The sequence below is a fragment of the Geodermatophilus sp. SYSU D00703 genome, assembly GCF_054050155.1.
Genome location: NZ_JBJGYU010000056.1, coordinates 1 through 14,305 on the forward strand (window position 1 = coordinate 1; position 14,305 = coordinate 14,305).

Sequence of the window (14,305 nt, forward strand, 5' to 3'; positions counted from 1 at the left end):
CCCGGCCCCCCCGCCCCCCCGGCCCCGCCCCCCGGCCCCCCCCCCCCCCGCCCCCCCCCCCCCCCGCCCGCCCCCCCCCCCCCCCCCCCCCCCCCCCCCACGCCGGTTCAGGCCTCGACGAGCTTGATGCTCACCGAGTTGATGCAGTAGCGGTCGCCGGTCGGGGTCTGCGGCGCGTCCTCGAACACGTGGCCCAGGTGGCTGTGGCAGGTGCCGCAGACCACCTCGGTGCGGACCATCCCGTGGCTGCGGTCCTCGCGGAGGACCACGTTGTCGGCGGACGTCGGCTCGTAGAACGACGGCCACCCGCAGTGCGAGTCGAACTTCGTCTCCGAGCGGAACAGCTCCGCACCGCACGCCCGGCACGTGTAGACGCCCTGCGTCTTGGTGTCGACGTACTCACCGGTCCAGGGCCGCTCGGTGCCGGCCTGGCGGAGCACCCAGTACTCCTCCGGGGACAGCTGCGCCCGCCACTCTTCGTCGCTCTTGGTGACCTTCGGCTGGTTCTCCGCGGACGTCGTCATGCGCTCCACGGTACGACCCGCGAACGGGCCGGTCAGCGGCCCAGCCCGGCCTCCCGCGCCCGCACGATCGCCTGCGCCCGGTCGGTCACCTGCAGCTTGGTCAGCACGTTGGAGACGTTGTTGCGCACCGTCTTCGGCGACAGGTACAGCGCGGCGGCGATCTGCGCGTTGGACCGGCCAGCCGCGACCAGGTCGAGCACCTCCCGCTCGCGGGCGGTCAGCTGCGGGAACGCCGTCTCGGGGCCGCTCGGGCCGGCGGCGAAGAACTCGGCGATCCGGCGGGCCAAGGCCGCGCCGAACACCGCGCCGCCACCGGCGACCGTGGTGATCGCGCGGACCACCTCCTCCTGGTCGGCGCCCTTGAGCAGGTAGCCGCGGGCCCCGGCGCGGACGGCGGCGAACACGGTGCCGTCGTCCTCGCTCATGGTGAGCACCACGACGCCGACGGACGGCGACTCGGCGGTGATCCGCCGGGTGGCCTCGATCCCGTCCAGGACGGGCATCTGCACGTCCATCACCACCACGTCGGGCTGCTCCTCGCGGGCCAGTGCCACCGCCGCGGCGCCGTCGGCGGCGGTGCCCACGACGGTCAGCCCGGGCACCGACCCGAGCAGCACCGCCAGCCCGTCGCGGTAGACCGGGTGGTCGTCCACCACCGCGATGCGCAGCGGTTCCTCCGGCTCGCTCGCCGTCACCTGTTCGCTCCCGCGGGCCGCTCCGTTGCTCGCTCGTTCCTCGCTGCGATGCTCACGCCCTGTCCGCTCACGCCGACCCCCTCCCGTCCGCGGGCAGGACCGCCCGCACCACCGTGCCGCCCTCCGGGGGGCAGCTGACCGAGCAGCGGCCGCCGAGCTCCGCGGCGCGCTCCCGCAAGGACACCAGCCCCACGCCGGCGGGCGCGGCCGGGTCGATGCCGACGCCGTCGTCGGCGACGTCCACCACCAGCGCGCCGTCGCCGTCGCAGGCCAGGGACACCCGCACCCGGGTCGCCGCGGCGTGCTTGGCGACGTTGGCCAGCGCCTCCGACGCGATCCGGTAGGCGGCCACCTCGACGGCCGCGGGCAGGTCGGCGAGCTCGCCGGCGTCGACGGTCACCGGGACCCGCGGGGCGAGCAGCCGCTCGGCCTGCTGGCGCACCGCGCCGGCCAGCCCCAGGTCGTCGAGGGCGGGCGGGCGCAGGTCGTGCACCAGCCGGCGGACGTCGGCCAGCGCTGCGGAGACGTCGTCCCGGGCCTGGCGGAGCACGCGGTCGGCGTCCTCGGGACGGGACGCGGCCAGGTTGCGCGCGGTGTCGATGCGCAGGACGACCGCGCCCAGGGAGGGGCCCAGCCCGTCGTGCAGATCGCGGCGCAGCCGGCGGCGCTCCTCCTCGCGCGCGGCGACCAGCTGCTCGCGGCTGGCCTGCAGCTCGGCGGCCAGGGCGCTGGCCCGCGCCGCCGCGGCCGCCTGCCGGACGACGTCGGCGAGCAGCCGCTCGTCCCGGGTGACCAGCTGCGCGCGGACGCCGTCCCGCGGGAGGAGCAGCCGGCCGACCTCCTCGCCGCGGTAGGCGATCGGCAGCGACTGCACCGCGGCCGGGCGCCGGCCGGACTCGGCGAGCAGCTGCTGGCCGCCGGGCTGGTCGACCTCGACCCCCACGTACGGCGAGCGGAAGGCCTCCGCGATCCCGCCTGCGACCGCCATGAGCTGCTCCTCGGCGCCGTCGGTGCGCTCCAGCCGCTCGGCCAGCCCGGAGACGACGCGGTACGGGTCCTCCCGCTCGCCGAGCACCCAGCGGCGCACCAGGCGCCAGGCCTGGGCGCGCAGCGGCACGTAGAGCCCGGTGACCACGAGCAGGGCCAGCAGGGTGGCGTCCCGGTCGCCGAGCCGGTCCCCGAGCAGGGCCCCGGCGGCGGCGATCACCGCCAGGTCGAGCAGGACTACGGCGACCGCGAGCCCGCCGTAGACCAGCGTGCCGCCGAGCAGCCGGTCGATGTCGACCGCCTGCGGGCGCAGGATGCCGACGGCGACCGCCGTTCCGGTCAGCGTGACGGCCAGGGAGAGGGTGAAGGAGCTGATGTCGCCGGGTGCGAGCAGCGTGCCCACCATCACCAGCGCGTCGGTGACGGCGGCCCACAGCAGCCAGCGCATCCGCCGGCGGCCCTCGACGCCGGCGCGCCGGTAGCGGGTGACGACGACGGCGACCGGCACCAGCACGCCCAGGACGGCGGCCGGGAAGGCGAACCGCAGCAGCGGGAGCACCACGGCCTCGGGCAGCGGGAGGCTGGTCGGGTCGAGGTCCAGCGACCGGTAGATCGCCGGCGTCTCCGTCCCGGCCCGGGCGTCGGCGATCTCCGACGGCACCACGAGCAGCAGCGTCGGGAGCAGCGCGGTGGACGCCAGGCTCAGCAGCGCCACGGGCCGCCACCGCCCGCCCGGCAGCCGCCCGTCCGGGTAGAGCAGGAGCAGCAGGGGCAGGCCGAGCAGCAGCCAGGCGCCGAACCGCTGGACGAGCCAGAACGCCAGGGTCCCGCCCGGCAGCGGCGGGTCGTACTGCAGGGCGAAGGTCAGCCAGGACTGCGCGACCCCGTCGACGGCCCACAGCAGCGCGGTGCCGCCCACCACCCAGGAGACGGCGTTCCGCGGGGCCCGGTGCAGGAGCAGGGCGGCGGGGACCGCCAGCGTCGCCCCGGGCAGCCCGAAGACCCAGCCGGGTGTGGCTCCCGCCGCCTCCCGGGCCGCCGCCGGGGTGACGGCGTCGAGCACGGCGGCCGCGAGCGCGGCGGCCACGGTGAGGACGACGATGGCCCAGGCGACGAGGCGCACCGGTCGCCGCGGTCCGCCGGGGTCGGGTCGCGCCGGCGCGGGAGGAGGCTCCGGCGCCGGGTGGGTCGACCCGGCGACCGGGACTCCTGCCTGCACGCGGGCGATCCTCGCCGACCGCCGTCCCGCGCGTCACGAGGCAGGTGTCCCGTGTCGCCCGGGACAGCGATCGGGACCGGATCGAGGGCGGCGCGCCCTGGCTGCCCGGGACGGCGCCCCGAGACGGTTCTCCCAGTCGGTGCACAGGGCACCGCCACCACGATCCGGGAGACGAGATGTCCCTCAGCACCACCCCTGCGCCGGCCCGCACCGACACGACGGCGCAGCGGCCCACCACCCCCGCCGCCCGCCCGGCGCCCTCCACCCGCACGGTCCGCCGGGCCGGCGTCGCCGTCGCCGTCGGCTCGTCGGCCTGGGCGGGCGGCATCCTGGCCTTCGGCCTCGACCCCGCTGCGGGCTGGCAGGGCACCACCTACAACCTGTCCTCGCTGCTGTTCCAGTTCGGCCTCGTGGCGCTGGTGAGCGTGCAGCTGCGGACCGGCGCCATCGGCACGGGGCGGCTCGCGCGCTTCTTCCTGCACCTCGAGCACCTGCTCCTGGGCCTGGCGATCGTCTCGACGCTGCTCTACGCGTTCCTGCCCGAGTACCGCGAGGAGGCCTGGTTCCTCGCCCTCGACGCGTTCTGGCCGATCTCGATGATCGGCATGTTCCTGATCGGCATCCGGATCGCCATCGCCGGCCGGTGGACCGGAGCCGCCCGCTGGTGGCCGCTGGGCGCCGAGAGCTGGGCGCCGGTGAACATCCCGATCGCCGGCGCGCTGCCCGCCCTCTCGCCCTACGTCGCCGCCGGCCACCTGCTGGTGGGGTACGCCGCCCTCGGCCTGGTCCTCGCCCTGCGGCCGGAGCTCACCGGCGCCCGCGACTGAGAAAGGGCCCCCTTCCTCCCCACCCTTCGCAAGCTCAGAGTGGGCCCCTGGAAGGGGGCCCCTCCAGCACTCCACCAGGCGCCCCGCCACCCCGTGACCCGGGTGGCGGGGCGCCGCCGTGTCCGGCGGAGACTGGGGTCGTGACCTCGCTCGACGAACCGCTGCCCGACGTCTGGTTCACCCGGGACCTACCGGTGCTGCGGGCCATCGCCCGGCTGGTCGACGAGCCGCGGTACGGCGGCAACCCGTACCTCGGTCAGGTGGTGCCGGCGAGCGGACTGCCCAAGCCCGAGGTGGCCGCGGCGGCCCGGGCGCTGGTGTCGGCGGGCTACGTCGAGGCGCTGACCAACTACGCCGGCGAGATCGTGCGGTTCACCGGCATCTCGCCGGAGGCCCGCCGGCTGGCCGGGCTGTGGCCGACGCCGCAGGGGGAGTGGGACCGGCTGCTCGAGCAGCTCGCCGCGCGGGCGGAGAACGCGCCGACCGACGTCGAGCGCGGCCGTTGGCGGGCCCTCGCCGACGCCGCGGCCGCCGTCGGGCCGGAGGACGGGGCGCTGCTCATGTCGGCGCTGATCGGGGGCTACGTCCCGCGGGCGCGCTGACCCGCGGACGCGACAACGCCCCCGCCCGGAGAACCGGACGGGGGCGCTGTGCGCTGATCAGGGGATCAGAGCGGGTTGACGTTCGCCGCCTGCGGGCCCTTCTGGCCCTGCTCGATGTCGAACGAGATCCGCTGGCCTTCGTCGAGCGAGCGGTACCCGCTGGTCTGGATGGCCGAGTAGTGGACGAACACATCCGGTCCGCCACCGTCAGGGGTGGCGAAGCCGAACCCCTTCTCCGCGTTGAACCACTTGACAGTTCCTTCGGGCATTGCTCGCTCCTAGCTGAGGTGGTGCATCGGGGTCCTGCCATAGCGCAGGGCCTTCCCGACGGGGACGACCATAGTCGCCGATCAGTGCGTACGGGGCGGCGGGCGGAGCGGGGACCCGCTCGGGCGAGTCGCCGTCCCGCCGATCCTGCGGAATTCGTGCGGTCTCCTGGTCTGGAGCTTGCGGTGTACCCCGGAGAGTCCTCGTGCCGGGACGGACCCGGCGTGCGACCACGAGGAACGGACACCCGCCATGACCGCCGCCCTGCCCACCGCCCCCTTCGCCCTGCGCGACGTGGAGGACCTCGCCGACGCCGACCTCGACGCCGAGCTGGCCGAGCGGCTGGAGCCGGCCGCGTGGGTCGGCACCGACGCCGCGGAGCTGGCCGGGTCGATCGGTGCCGCCGCCGTCGCCGCGCACGTCCTCGGGGCCCGGGCGCGCGACCTGCTCGGCTGACCGCGGCGCCGCGACGCCGCCGTCTCACAGCAGACGGCCGGGCTCCTCGGGGAACGCGCGGCCGGACGACGGCGCCCGGGAGTAGTCCGGGCTCGGCACGCCGGGCGACGCCACCCGGCCCGCCGGCAGCGCCAGGGGCTCGCCCCGCCAGGAGTGGACCTCGATCGGCGGCTGCTCCGCCCAGTACTGCTCGGCGGCCTGCAACCGCTCCTCGCGCCGGTCCTGCACGGCGCGCCGCCAGCGTCGGCCGCCGACGTCCATCGCGACCAGGACGGCGATGCCCACCGCCACGGTCAGGCACGCGTCGGTCACCGCGGTGGCGACGTCCAGCGGGGTCAGCCGCGGCCACCCGATGCCCTCGAGCTGGTGGCCGACGAGCTCGACGACGACGTAGAGCACGCCGTACACCACGAAGGACGACCGCACCGCGCACCTCCCCACCGGACCGGACCCCTCTCAACGGCAGGTCCGGTACCCGGACGTCACCTGGACGCCCGCCGGTCACCCTCGCGGGTGAGGGCTCACGGCTGCAGGACCTCGTTCCACGGCCGCACCGTCCAGCTCGCGACGACCCCGTGGCGCACGAATGGGTCGCCGGCGATGAACTCCTCGGCCGCGTCGCGGGTCGTGAACACCCCCATCGCGTCGCCGTTCATCGGCTCGTCGAAGGTGCCGACCATGAGCAGCAGGCCGCGGTCGCGGAACTCGTGCAGCCGGGCCACGTGCTCGGGGCCGTGCTGCTGGGCCAGGGGCAGGAAGTCCTCGACCGCGCGGTAGGTCATCACGTACTTCACGGCCCGCATCCTGGCCGGTCCGGGGCCGGTCTCGGCCGCTCCTCAGCGCGGCCTCGACCTGGCGGGCGGCAGGCTCGGCGTCGTGAAGAGCCACCTCGACGGCCGGTTCGCGTGCCTCGCGTCCGCCGCGGCCCTCCTGGCCGCCGGCTGGCTCGCCGGCGTCCTGGTCGCCGCCTCCGCCCACCGGCGGTGACCCTGGTGCTACTGGGGCTGCTCGCCGTGTCGATCGGGGTCGGCGGCCACCGCGCCGGCGGCGACTGACCCCTGGCCCGCCGGTGGCCCGGGCGGCGACGCTGGCCCGTGGCACGCCGGCAAGTCGATCGAGGCAGGAGGGGGCGAGGCACGTGCGGGACTTCCTGCGCGTCACCGTCGACGGTCGAGTGGCGTGGCTCGAGTACGACCGGCCGCCGGTGAACGCGTTCAACCGGGAGATGCTCCACTGGCGGCGATCCGGCGGTGCGTGACCGAGGGCATCGACGAGCCCTTCGAGCGCGGCCTGTCCATCGAGCGGGAGGAGGCCCTCGCGCTGGGGGAGACGGCGGACTTCCGGGAGGGGCTCGACGCCTTCCTCGCCAAACGGCCACCGCGCTGGTCGAGCTGACGTCCCTCGTGCCCCCCCGGCGGGACCGTCACGGGGTGCCGGTCGGCCGCGCCAGGAGGCCCCGTCGCTGGGCCTCGAGCACCGCCGCCAGCCGGTCGTGCACCTCGAGCTTGCGATAGATGCTGCCCGTGTGCTTGTGCACCGTGCGGGGTGAGCACCCGAGCCGGTGCGCCATGGCCACCGCGGTGCAGCCCTCGGCGAGGAGCACGAGGACGGTCAGCTCCCGGGCGGTCAGGCCCGCTGTCCGCACGGCGGCCCGCGGCTCCGGCGTGGCCATCCGCCCGCCCAGCGGTCCATCCGCGCCACGTGCCGGTCCACCGCCTGCAGGAACGGCTGGACGGTGCGCAGCAGGTCCACTTCCCGCTCGTCGAAGTCCCGACGCGGACGGGTGAACGCCAGAGCGCAGACCTCGTCCGGCCCGCCACGCAGCCCCACGCTCACCATCTGCTCCCCGCCGCCCAGATCGGCCAGGAACGCGCTGACCGGGTTCCGCCGCCAGGCGATCCACCCGCCTGCGGCTTCCTGGGCCGTTGTGGGCGCGAGGTCACCGCGGACGTGACCCGTCATGAGCGGGTGCTGATCACGCATGGCCTGCGTCGCGCCGATCATCACCGGGATGACGTCGTCGCCGATGCCGGAGACGACGATCTCCGTCGCGCCGGTCGTCGACGTCGTCCGCTGCAGCACGGCCCAGTGGGCGTCGAGGTGCCCGCGGAGGCTCGACAGCACGACGTCAGCAGGAAAGCGCGGGTGCTCGAGGCCGGTCACGACGTCCGAGGCGAACTCGTAGAAGTCCTCGACAGCCCGCAGCACGGCATCTCCTCACCCGGTGCACGCCGAGACCACCGGATCGGACCGCAGCGACGAGAGGCTCGACGCGTTCCCCCCACCGTCGACAACGGTGACAGTGCCTCACCGACCGCTCAACGACCTCAGAGGGGGGTGTCCTCCCTCCGACACGCCTGGATTGGGGGACGGGCGACCCCCGTCCACGGGGCTGTGGAGGTGCGTCGACACCGGTCAGGCTGGGCCCGCTCGGCTGGCGCACCGCGCCGGTGGCAGCAGGGGGCGAGCCACGGGGGGCGTCGATGTCGATCAAGGTCCTGGTGGCGGACGACCACCGGCTCATCCGCGACGCACTCGCCGCCCTGTTCGCCGAGACGTCCGACATCGAGGTCGTCGCCGGGTGCGCGGACGGGGGCGAGGTCGCCGCAGCGGTGGCCCGCACGGAGCCCGACGTTGTCCTGATGGACGTGAACATGCCCGGCCTGGACGGCCTGGCCGCGACCCGGGAGGTCCTCGCCGCCCATCCAGGCGTCCGCGTCGTCGTGCTCACCGGCGCGCTCACCGAGGCGTCCGTCCGGGAGGCCGAGGGCCTCGGCGTCGCCGGGTACCTGCTCAAGGAGGACGACCCGGCCGACCTGCCGGCCCACGTCAGGACGGTGGCCGGCGGCGGCAGCGTGTGGAGTCGCCCGGCGGCGGAGCTGCTCGACCGGGAGGCGTCCGGCGGTCACGGCGCTCCGCGCGCGGACGTCGAGGACCCCTACGTCGCCGAGAGCCCCGCCCGGCTCCGCTGAGACGACCGGGCCCGGCGACCGCGGGGCCCGGACGACGGCCGTGCGGCCAGCGCCGGTGCGCACCGACGGTCAGCGAGCCCGCTCGGGCGCCGGTCATCGGTCGTTCCGCCTCTCCCGGTGGCGGATGAACACCAGGAAGGCGACCTGCACGCCCACCGCTGCCACCCCCAGGGCGATGGCCCACCACCACAGGATCGAGTCGTCGTCCCTGTCGTCGTCCCGGGCTGCAGGAGCCTCCCACGTCGACCGAGGAGGGCCGGTGGGGGAGGACTCGGCGGTGCGGGGCACCGACCCCGCGTCGTAGGCGAAACCGAGCCGTCCGGTCACGGGGTGGCCGTCGCCGGACACCACCCGGTAGGCGACGACGTGGGGGCCGTCGGCTGACACGCGCACCGGCTGGCGCACGACCGGCCCGTCCACGGTGGCCGGCGCCGAGGTGATCGACCGCCCGTCCGGCCCGGTCACCGCCACCTGGACCGACTGCGGGTGCACGGCCTCCGAGAAGGTCAGGAGGACGACCTCGGGCGCCTGGGCCAGCACTGCTCCGGCGGCCGGCGCCGAGGCCTGCAGCGCCGTGTGCGCGGCCGCGCGGCCACCGGCGCTCACCACGGCGATGCAGGTGACGGCCACGGTGAGGGCGACGGCTCGCAGGAGCAGGCCGGACACGGGACGCCTCTGGAACTCGCGGCCGCCTCAGCGGCCGAGGGCGGGGGCGAGGTCGGCGGGCAGGGGCAGGGGCGTCATCAGCCCGGCCGAGACCCGCCCGGTGTTGCCGTCGGGGAAGCGGCCGGTCCACGAGCCGGGTGCGGCCACGACGATCCGCACGACCTGGCCGAGGGCCTCGCGGCGGTCGTGCCGGCGCAGGGCCACGGCCAGCATGGCGACGTGGTTGCGGGTGTGCAGCCAGGCGTGCGGCTGGGACACGATGTGCGCCCGCTCGAGGTGGTGCCAGCGCAGCGCCGGGTCGTCGGAGCGGCGGGCGGCGGCCGTCTCCTGCTCGTAGAGGGCGCGGACGGCCGGGGTCGGACGAGTCATCGGTTCCTGCCTCCGGTGCAGCAGTCGCAGCCGGGTGTGCAGCCGCAGGGGTCGTCGGTGTCCGAGGTGCTCGCGAAGAGGGCCTCGGCCGGGGAGCAGCAGTCGTCTCCTCGCCAGGCCGCGCGGCCCTCCTTCACGGCGACCGCGGCGATGACGAGGGCGGCGACGGGGTCGGCCCACGACCAGCCGAACAGGCTGTTGAGCGCCAGGCCGACGAGGAGGACGCCGGAGAGGTGGGTGCACAGCAGCGTCTGCTTGGAGTCGGCCACCGCCGAAGCCGAGCCGAGCTCACGCCCGGCGCGGCGCTGGGCGTGGGACAGGATCGGCATGACCACCAGGCTCACGGCGGCCAGGACCAGCCCCACGGGGGAGTGCTCGGCCTCACCCTGGCCGAGCAGGGAGCGCACGGCGTCGACGCTGACGAAGGCGGCGAGCGCGAAGAAGGAGACGGCGATGACCCGGAGGGCCACCTTCTCCCGGGCCGCGGGATCGCGGCCGGCGAACTGCCAGGCCACCGCCAGGGCCGACGAGACCTCGATGACCGAGTCCAGGCCGAAGCCGATGAGGGCGGACGACGACGCCCGCGTGCCGGCCGCGATGGCGACGACGGCTTCGACCGCGTTGTAGGTGATGGTCGCGGCGACCAGGAACCGGATGCGCCGCGCCAGGCGGGCCCGGCGGTCCAGCGCCGTTCGCGGTGCACCGAGGGCGGTCACGACGGCGCCTCGGTCCGGGTGGCGTCCACGGCCAGGGAGGCGGCCGAACCGGTCACGGCGACCAGGAGGTGCGCGCCGGCCTCGGTCAGCCGGTACATCACCAGCTTGCCGTCGCGCCGGGAGGTGGCCAGGCCGGCATGGCGCAGCGCGCGGACGTGGTGCGACACGAGGTTCTGCGACAGCTCGGTGATCCAGGCCAGATCGCAGACGCAGAGCTCCTCGCCCAGGTGCAGTGCGGCGGCGATGCGGAGCCGCGAGGGGTCTCCCAACGCCTTCGCCCGGTCGGCCAGGGTCCGGGCCTGGTCGTGGCCGGCCAGTTGCGCACGGACCTGCTCGGCGTGCGGCAGGTCCAGGCACAGCAGGTCGAAGGAGTCGCCGCTCATCGGTCTCCTCTCCCGTCGCGGCTCGGAGCCCCGGAACCGACGTCCCAACAGTCGTTGATGTGTCGCTACCACAGCCGGACCGCGGGCGGGGAGCGAGGGCCTCCTCCGGACCCGATCGGGCGCCGCCCGCTGTTTGCAGCGGGGCCGCGGGCGCGGCGTCGCGGTGTGGGGCTACGTCCGCGGCGCGTACATGATCACCGCGACGCCGGCGAGGCAGATCAGGGCGCCGACGACGTCGAAGCGATCGGGCCGGAACCCGTCGACGACCATGCCCCAGGCCAACGAGCCGGCGACGAACACGCCGCCGTAGGCGGCCAGGGATGCGGCCGAAGTGGGCGTCGGGCTGCAGCGTGGCGACGAACCCGTACAGGCCGAGCGCGACGACCCCGGCGCCGATCCAGATCCAGCCGCGGTGCTCCCGCACGCCCTGCCCGACCAGCCACGCGCCGCCGATCTCGGCCAGGGCGGCGAGGGCGAACAGCAGCAGCGAGCGGGTGATCGTCACGGGCCGGATGTTCTCGACCTCCACCGGGACGGCCCGTCGCCGTGCGCCCGGCGTCGGCACGGCCGGGTGAGATCGGTGCTCACCGAGTCCGCTCAGCTGCCCTGCACCGCCGTGGCCGTCCTCGCCGCCTGTACCACGTCGGTGATGGCGGTGACGCTGGCGGCGGAGTCGGAGGCATCGAGGAGCAGCGACGCGTGCGTGGCCGGCACGAGCCGGTGGCTGCTGGTGGAGGAGAGCTCCGCCAGGGCGTCCTGGGCGGCGGGCCAGCCGGGTTGGGTGTCGCCGGCGGTGGCGGTGACGACGACGAGCGGCGTGCTGCCGATCCCCGTCAGGGCCTGCGCCTGCTCGAACACCGCCGGGTAGGCGGCCACCTCGTCCCGCTCGCCGCGCAGCCCCCGCGTGCTCCAGTCGAACGCCTGCATCTGCGCCCGAGCCGCGGGCGGGAGGTCGGCCGGGGCGCCGGAGCTCAGCACTGGGCCGGCGCCGAGGCGCCCCAGGGTGGGGAGCAGTGCCGTGGTCCTCCGCATGAGCGAGTACGCGCCGGGGAAGTCGGGCAGCGCGGTGAACTGCTGAGGGCTCGCCGAGTCCAGCAGGACGAGGCCGGCGACGTCGTCGGGGTACTGCGCGGCGTAGACCATCGCGTACGTGCCGCCCACCGAGTGCCCGGCGAGCACGTACGGGCCGCGCTCGCCGGCCCGGCTCAGCAGGACGTGCAGGTCGGCCGCCACCTGGACGCCGTCCTTCGGTCCCGGAGCGCTGTCGCTCCACGCCTGCCCCGCCCGGTCGTACGCGCACACCCGTGTCGTGCCGGCGACCGCGGGCTGCACGAGACCCCAGGCGGCGGACGTCTCGCCCATCCCACCCAGCAGCACGACGGTCGGGCCGCCCGCGCCGGTGCAGGACAGGTGCAGCCGGTGGTCCCCGACGTCGTACAGCTGCCCCGGCATGGGCGGGGGGTCACCGGCCAGTGCCGTCTGCAGGGTCGCCGACGCACCGCCGACCCCGGCGAGCACGAGCAGGACGACTGCGGGGGAGAGCAGCCAGAAGGGCACCCGGGCGCGCATCGACCGAGCGGCACGGGCGGTGGTCCAGGCCGCGAGCGCCAGGAGGACGGGCGGCCAGAACCAGCCGGCGACGGTCAGCGCCCCGTCGCCGGGTGCGAGGACGGGCAGCGCCGCCCCGACGGCACCCAGCGCGGCCGCCGGTGTCGCTGCCCAGCGCTGCGGCAGGTCGGTCAGCGTCGACGCCCCGACGGCGAGCGCGGCCCACCCCAGCGCGAGGCCGAGCAGTCCTGAGCCGGTGAGCACGTGCTCGGGCGCACCGCCGAGGACGCCGACAGGAAGCGCCACGGAAGTGAACAGGCCGATCACGACCGAGCCGGCCACCACCCAGGCCAGTCGGCGAGCCGACGCCCGGCGGCTGCCTCCCGGGGCGGTCCGGCGGTCGGAGGGTCCCGTCGTCGTGGGCGAGGCAGCTGTCGTGGACACGAGACGACGATGAGCGAGGCACCTCCACGGCGCCAGGACGCAGGATTGACGATCCCGGACATGCCGAGCCGTACAGTGCGGAGGTGGCTGCCCTCGACGTCGCGGTCGTCACGTTCCCGTCGGCGCAGGTCCTCGACGTGACCGGCCCGCTGGAGGTCTTCTCCAGCGCCACCCGCCTGCTGTCCGCGGCGGAGTACCGCACGCGGGTGGCGAGCACGTCGGGCGGTCCGGTGCTGGCCAGCTCGGGGCTGTCGTTCAGCACCACTGCGCTCGCCGACGTCGCGGAGCCGGTGGACACGCTGGTGGTCGCCGGCGGCCGGGACATGGAGGAGGCATGCGCGGACGAGGACCTGCTGGCCCACGTCCGTCGGCTGGCGGCCGGCGCCCGACGGGTCACCTCGGTCTGCTCCGGGGCCTTCGTCCTCGCGGCGGCCGGGCTGCTGGACGGGCGGCGGGCCACCACGCACTGGGCGGAGTGCCAGCTGCTCGCGACCGCGCACCCGGAGGTGTCGGTCGACGGCGATGCGATCTACGTGCGCGACGGCGACGTCTGGACCTCCGCCGGCGTGACGGCGGGCATCGACCTGGCGCTGGCCCTCGTCGCCGACGACCACGGCGCGCGGGCGGCGGCGACGGTCGCCCGGCACCTGGTGGTCTACCTGCGGCGCTCCGGCGGGCAGGCGCAGTTCTCCACGGTGCTGGCCGCGCAGGCAGCGGAGAGCGAACCGGTGCGGGAACTGCTGGCGTGGCTGCCCGACCACCTCACCGCAGACCTCTCGGTGCCCGCCCTGGCCCGCCGCGTGCACCTCTCCGAACGGCAGTTCAGCCGGGTGTTCAAGGCCGAGGTCGAGGCGACGCCGAGCGAGCACGTGGAGCGGTTGCGGCTCGAGGCGGCCTGCCAGCTGCTCGAGACCACCAGCCACGCCGTCGACCACATCGCTCGCCTCTGCGGGTTCCGGGCTCCCGAGACGATGAACCGTGCGTTCCGTCGTCGGCTGGACACCACCCCGGGAGACCACCGGCGGCACTTCGGCCACCTCGCCGGGCAGTGAGCTCCGACGACACCGAGGACGTCGACCGGCCCTCGCGCCGGTCGAACGCCGGCGGGAGTCTCAAAAAAGGGACGGCTGGGTACGGCTCCGCGGCGGCGTCGGCGTCGAGTCGACGCACGAGTGAGGGAGGCGTACGTGGCGAGTGAGGCGAAGCGAGGAGCTCAGGAAGCGCTCTTCACTGCGATCCGGGACCAAGCCGAGACGAACATGAAGGCCGCGCTGCGGGCGCCGGAGAAGGCCCAACTCCTGCGTGACCTCGCGGAGGCCTACCGCCTGACCGCCGGTGGCTCGGTGCCGAACTCGACGGCGCGCAAGGACTCTTCGGCAGGCGACGCAGACGGAAAGGCCGCGATGCCACCACGCTGACCGAGGCAGCGCCTCGGCCGCGGTCGGAGCAGTCCTCACGCTCCCGCCTCCCCCGAGGCACGGCTCGCGAGGGCCCGTCGTCCCGACGAGCCGGGCCACCGGGCGGGGGGGGGGGCCCCGGCCCCCCCCCCGGGGGCCCCCCCCCCCACCCCCGGGCCGCCCCCCCCCCAACCACCCCCCCCCCCCCGCCCCCCCCCCGGCCGGGGGGGCCC

At 75.7% G+C, this 14,305-nt stretch carries 21 protein-coding genes and 1 pseudogene; 7 read left to right on the plus strand and 15 right to left on the minus strand.

Annotation, left to right across the window (positions count from 1 at the left end; translation table 11 throughout):
* Positions 1-107 precede the first annotated feature (107 nt).
* The 3 genes from msrB to ACI782_RS25460 form a co-directional block, all read right to left on the minus strand.
* Positions 108-524, minus strand: coding sequence for a peptide-methionine (R)-S-oxide reductase MsrB (msrB, locus tag ACI782_RS25450; RefSeq protein WP_456912904.1), 417 nt, complete (start codon positions 522-524; stop codon positions 108-110).
* Between the two features lie 32 nt (positions 525-556).
* The gene (locus tag ACI782_RS25455; RefSeq protein ID WP_456912905.1) at positions 557-1,219 is read right to left on the minus strand and encodes a response regulator; all 663 of its coding nucleotides are present in this window, start codon (positions 1,217-1,219) and stop codon (positions 557-559) included.
* A 67-nt stretch (positions 1,220-1,286) separates the two neighbouring features.
* Positions 1,287-3,329, minus strand: a complete 2,043-nt coding sequence (locus ACI782_RS25460; RefSeq protein WP_456912906.1) for a histidine kinase — start codon at positions 3,327-3,329, stop codon at positions 1,287-1,289.
* A gap of 272 nt (positions 3,330-3,601) precedes the next feature.
* On the opposite strand from ACI782_RS25460, the gene ACI782_RS25465 reads away from it, so the two are divergent.
* Together ACI782_RS25465 and ACI782_RS25470 are read left to right on the plus strand one after the other, a co-directional pair.
* Positions 3,602-4,252 carry a hypothetical protein gene (locus ACI782_RS25465; RefSeq protein ID WP_456912907.1) on the plus strand — a complete coding sequence of 217 codons (651 nt, stop codon included), beginning with the start codon at positions 3,602-3,604 and terminating at the stop codon, positions 4,250-4,252.
* Between the two features lie 140 nt (positions 4,253-4,392).
* Positions 4,393-4,854 carry a hypothetical protein gene (locus tag ACI782_RS25470; protein WP_456912908.1) on the plus strand — a complete coding sequence of 154 codons (462 nt, stop codon included), beginning with the start codon at positions 4,393-4,395 and terminating at the stop codon, positions 4,852-4,854.
* A 65-nt stretch (positions 4,855-4,919) separates the two neighbouring features.
* Here ACI782_RS25470 and ACI782_RS25475 read toward each other — a convergent pair whose 3' ends face one another.
* Entirely contained in the window at positions 4,920-5,123 is a 204-nt protein-coding gene (locus tag ACI782_RS25475) for a cold-shock protein (RefSeq protein ID WP_012948038.1), read from the minus strand.
* A 250-nt stretch (positions 5,124-5,373) separates the two neighbouring features.
* Between ACI782_RS25475 and ACI782_RS25480 the strand changes: the two genes are divergently transcribed.
* Positions 5,374-5,577 carry a hypothetical protein gene (locus tag ACI782_RS25480; RefSeq protein WP_456912909.1) on the plus strand — a complete coding sequence of 68 codons (204 nt, stop codon included), beginning with the start codon at positions 5,374-5,376 and terminating at the stop codon, positions 5,575-5,577.
* 24 nt (positions 5,578-5,601) lie between these two features.
* On the opposite strand, the gene ACI782_RS25485 is transcribed toward ACI782_RS25480, so the two are convergent.
* Positions 5,602-6,003, minus strand: coding sequence for a hypothetical protein (locus ACI782_RS25485; protein ID WP_456912910.1), 402 nt, complete (start codon positions 6,001-6,003; stop codon positions 5,602-5,604).
* 95 nt (positions 6,004-6,098) lie between these two features.
* Positions 6,099-6,371 carry a YciI family protein gene (locus ACI782_RS25490; RefSeq protein ID WP_456912911.1) on the minus strand — a complete coding sequence of 91 codons (273 nt, stop codon included), beginning with the start codon at positions 6,369-6,371 and terminating at the stop codon, positions 6,099-6,101.
* 460 nt (positions 6,372-6,831) lie between these two features.
* Between ACI782_RS25490 and ACI782_RS25495 the strand changes: the two genes are divergently transcribed.
* Entirely contained in the window at positions 6,832-6,972 is a 141-nt protein-coding gene (locus ACI782_RS25495; RefSeq protein WP_456912912.1) for a hypothetical protein, read from the plus strand.
* A 28-nt stretch (positions 6,973-7,000) separates the two neighbouring features.
* Here the strand turns inward: ACI782_RS25495 and ACI782_RS25500 are convergent, their stop codons facing one another.
* The gene (locus ACI782_RS25500; RefSeq protein ID WP_456912913.1) at positions 7,001-7,222 is read right to left on the minus strand and encodes a response regulator transcription factor; all 222 of its coding nucleotides are present in this window, start codon (positions 7,220-7,222) and stop codon (positions 7,001-7,003) included.
* Complete coding sequence (locus tag ACI782_RS25505; RefSeq protein ID WP_456912914.1) at positions 7,204-7,785, minus strand: hypothetical protein; 582 nt, start codon at positions 7,783-7,785, stop codon at positions 7,204-7,206. The genes ACI782_RS25500 and ACI782_RS25505 overlap by 19 nt, the downstream gene beginning before the upstream one ends.
* Before the next feature lie 275 nt (positions 7,786-8,060).
* Here ACI782_RS25505 and ACI782_RS25510 point away from each other — a divergent pair, with 275 nt between their 5' ends.
* Positions 8,061-8,549, plus strand: coding sequence for a response regulator (locus tag ACI782_RS25510; RefSeq protein ID WP_456912915.1), 489 nt, complete (start codon positions 8,061-8,063; stop codon positions 8,547-8,549).
* Positions 8,550-8,642: 93 nt separating this feature from the next.
* On the opposite strand, the gene ACI782_RS25515 is transcribed toward ACI782_RS25510, so the two are convergent.
* The 7 genes and pseudogenes from ACI782_RS25515 to ACI782_RS25545 form a co-directional block, all read right to left on the minus strand.
* Positions 8,643-9,215: a copper resistance CopC family protein gene (locus tag ACI782_RS25515; RefSeq protein ID WP_456912916.1), complete on the minus strand. Its 573-nt coding sequence runs from the start codon at positions 9,213-9,215 to the stop codon at positions 8,643-8,645.
* A gap of 27 nt (positions 9,216-9,242) precedes the next feature.
* Entirely contained in the window at positions 9,243-9,584 is a 342-nt protein-coding gene (locus ACI782_RS25520; protein WP_456912917.1) for a DUF3703 domain-containing protein, read from the minus strand.
* Positions 9,581-10,300 carry a cation transporter gene (locus ACI782_RS25525; protein WP_456912923.1) on the minus strand — a complete coding sequence of 240 codons (720 nt, stop codon included), beginning with the start codon at positions 10,298-10,300 and terminating at the stop codon, positions 9,581-9,583. The genes ACI782_RS25520 and ACI782_RS25525 overlap by 4 nt, the downstream gene beginning before the upstream one ends.
* Positions 10,297-10,683, minus strand: a complete 387-nt coding sequence (locus ACI782_RS25530) for an ArsR/SmtB family transcription factor (protein WP_456912918.1) — start codon at positions 10,681-10,683, stop codon at positions 10,297-10,299. The genes ACI782_RS25525 and ACI782_RS25530 overlap by 4 nt, the downstream gene beginning before the upstream one ends.
* 171 nt (positions 10,684-10,854) lie before the next feature.
* A complete protein-coding gene (locus ACI782_RS25535) occupies positions 10,855-10,983 on the minus strand; it encodes a hypothetical protein (protein WP_456912919.1) in 129 nt (42 codons plus the stop codon).
* A gap of 79 nt (positions 10,984-11,062) precedes the next feature.
* Positions 11,063-11,248, minus strand: a pseudogene (locus tag ACI782_RS25540) (hypothetical protein); the annotation flags it as partial.
* Between the two features lie 32 nt (positions 11,249-11,280).
* Positions 11,281-12,675 (minus strand): alpha/beta fold hydrolase, encoded by a 1,395-nt coding sequence (locus ACI782_RS25545; RefSeq protein ID WP_456912920.1) that lies wholly within the window; start codon positions 12,673-12,675, stop codon positions 11,281-11,283.
* 83 nt (positions 12,676-12,758) lie between these two features.
* Here ACI782_RS25545 and ACI782_RS25550 point away from each other — a divergent pair, with 83 nt between their 5' ends.
* Both ACI782_RS25550 and ACI782_RS25555 read left to right on the plus strand, forming a co-directional pair.
* Positions 12,759-13,727 (plus strand): GlxA family transcriptional regulator, encoded by a 969-nt coding sequence (locus ACI782_RS25550; RefSeq protein WP_456912921.1) that lies wholly within the window; start codon positions 12,759-12,761, stop codon positions 13,725-13,727.
* A gap of 135 nt (positions 13,728-13,862) precedes the next feature.
* Positions 13,863-14,093: a hypothetical protein gene (locus tag ACI782_RS25555; protein ID WP_456912922.1), complete on the plus strand. Its 231-nt coding sequence runs from the start codon at positions 13,863-13,865 to the stop codon at positions 14,091-14,093.
* The last annotated feature ends 212 nt before the right edge of the window (positions 14,094-14,305 follow it).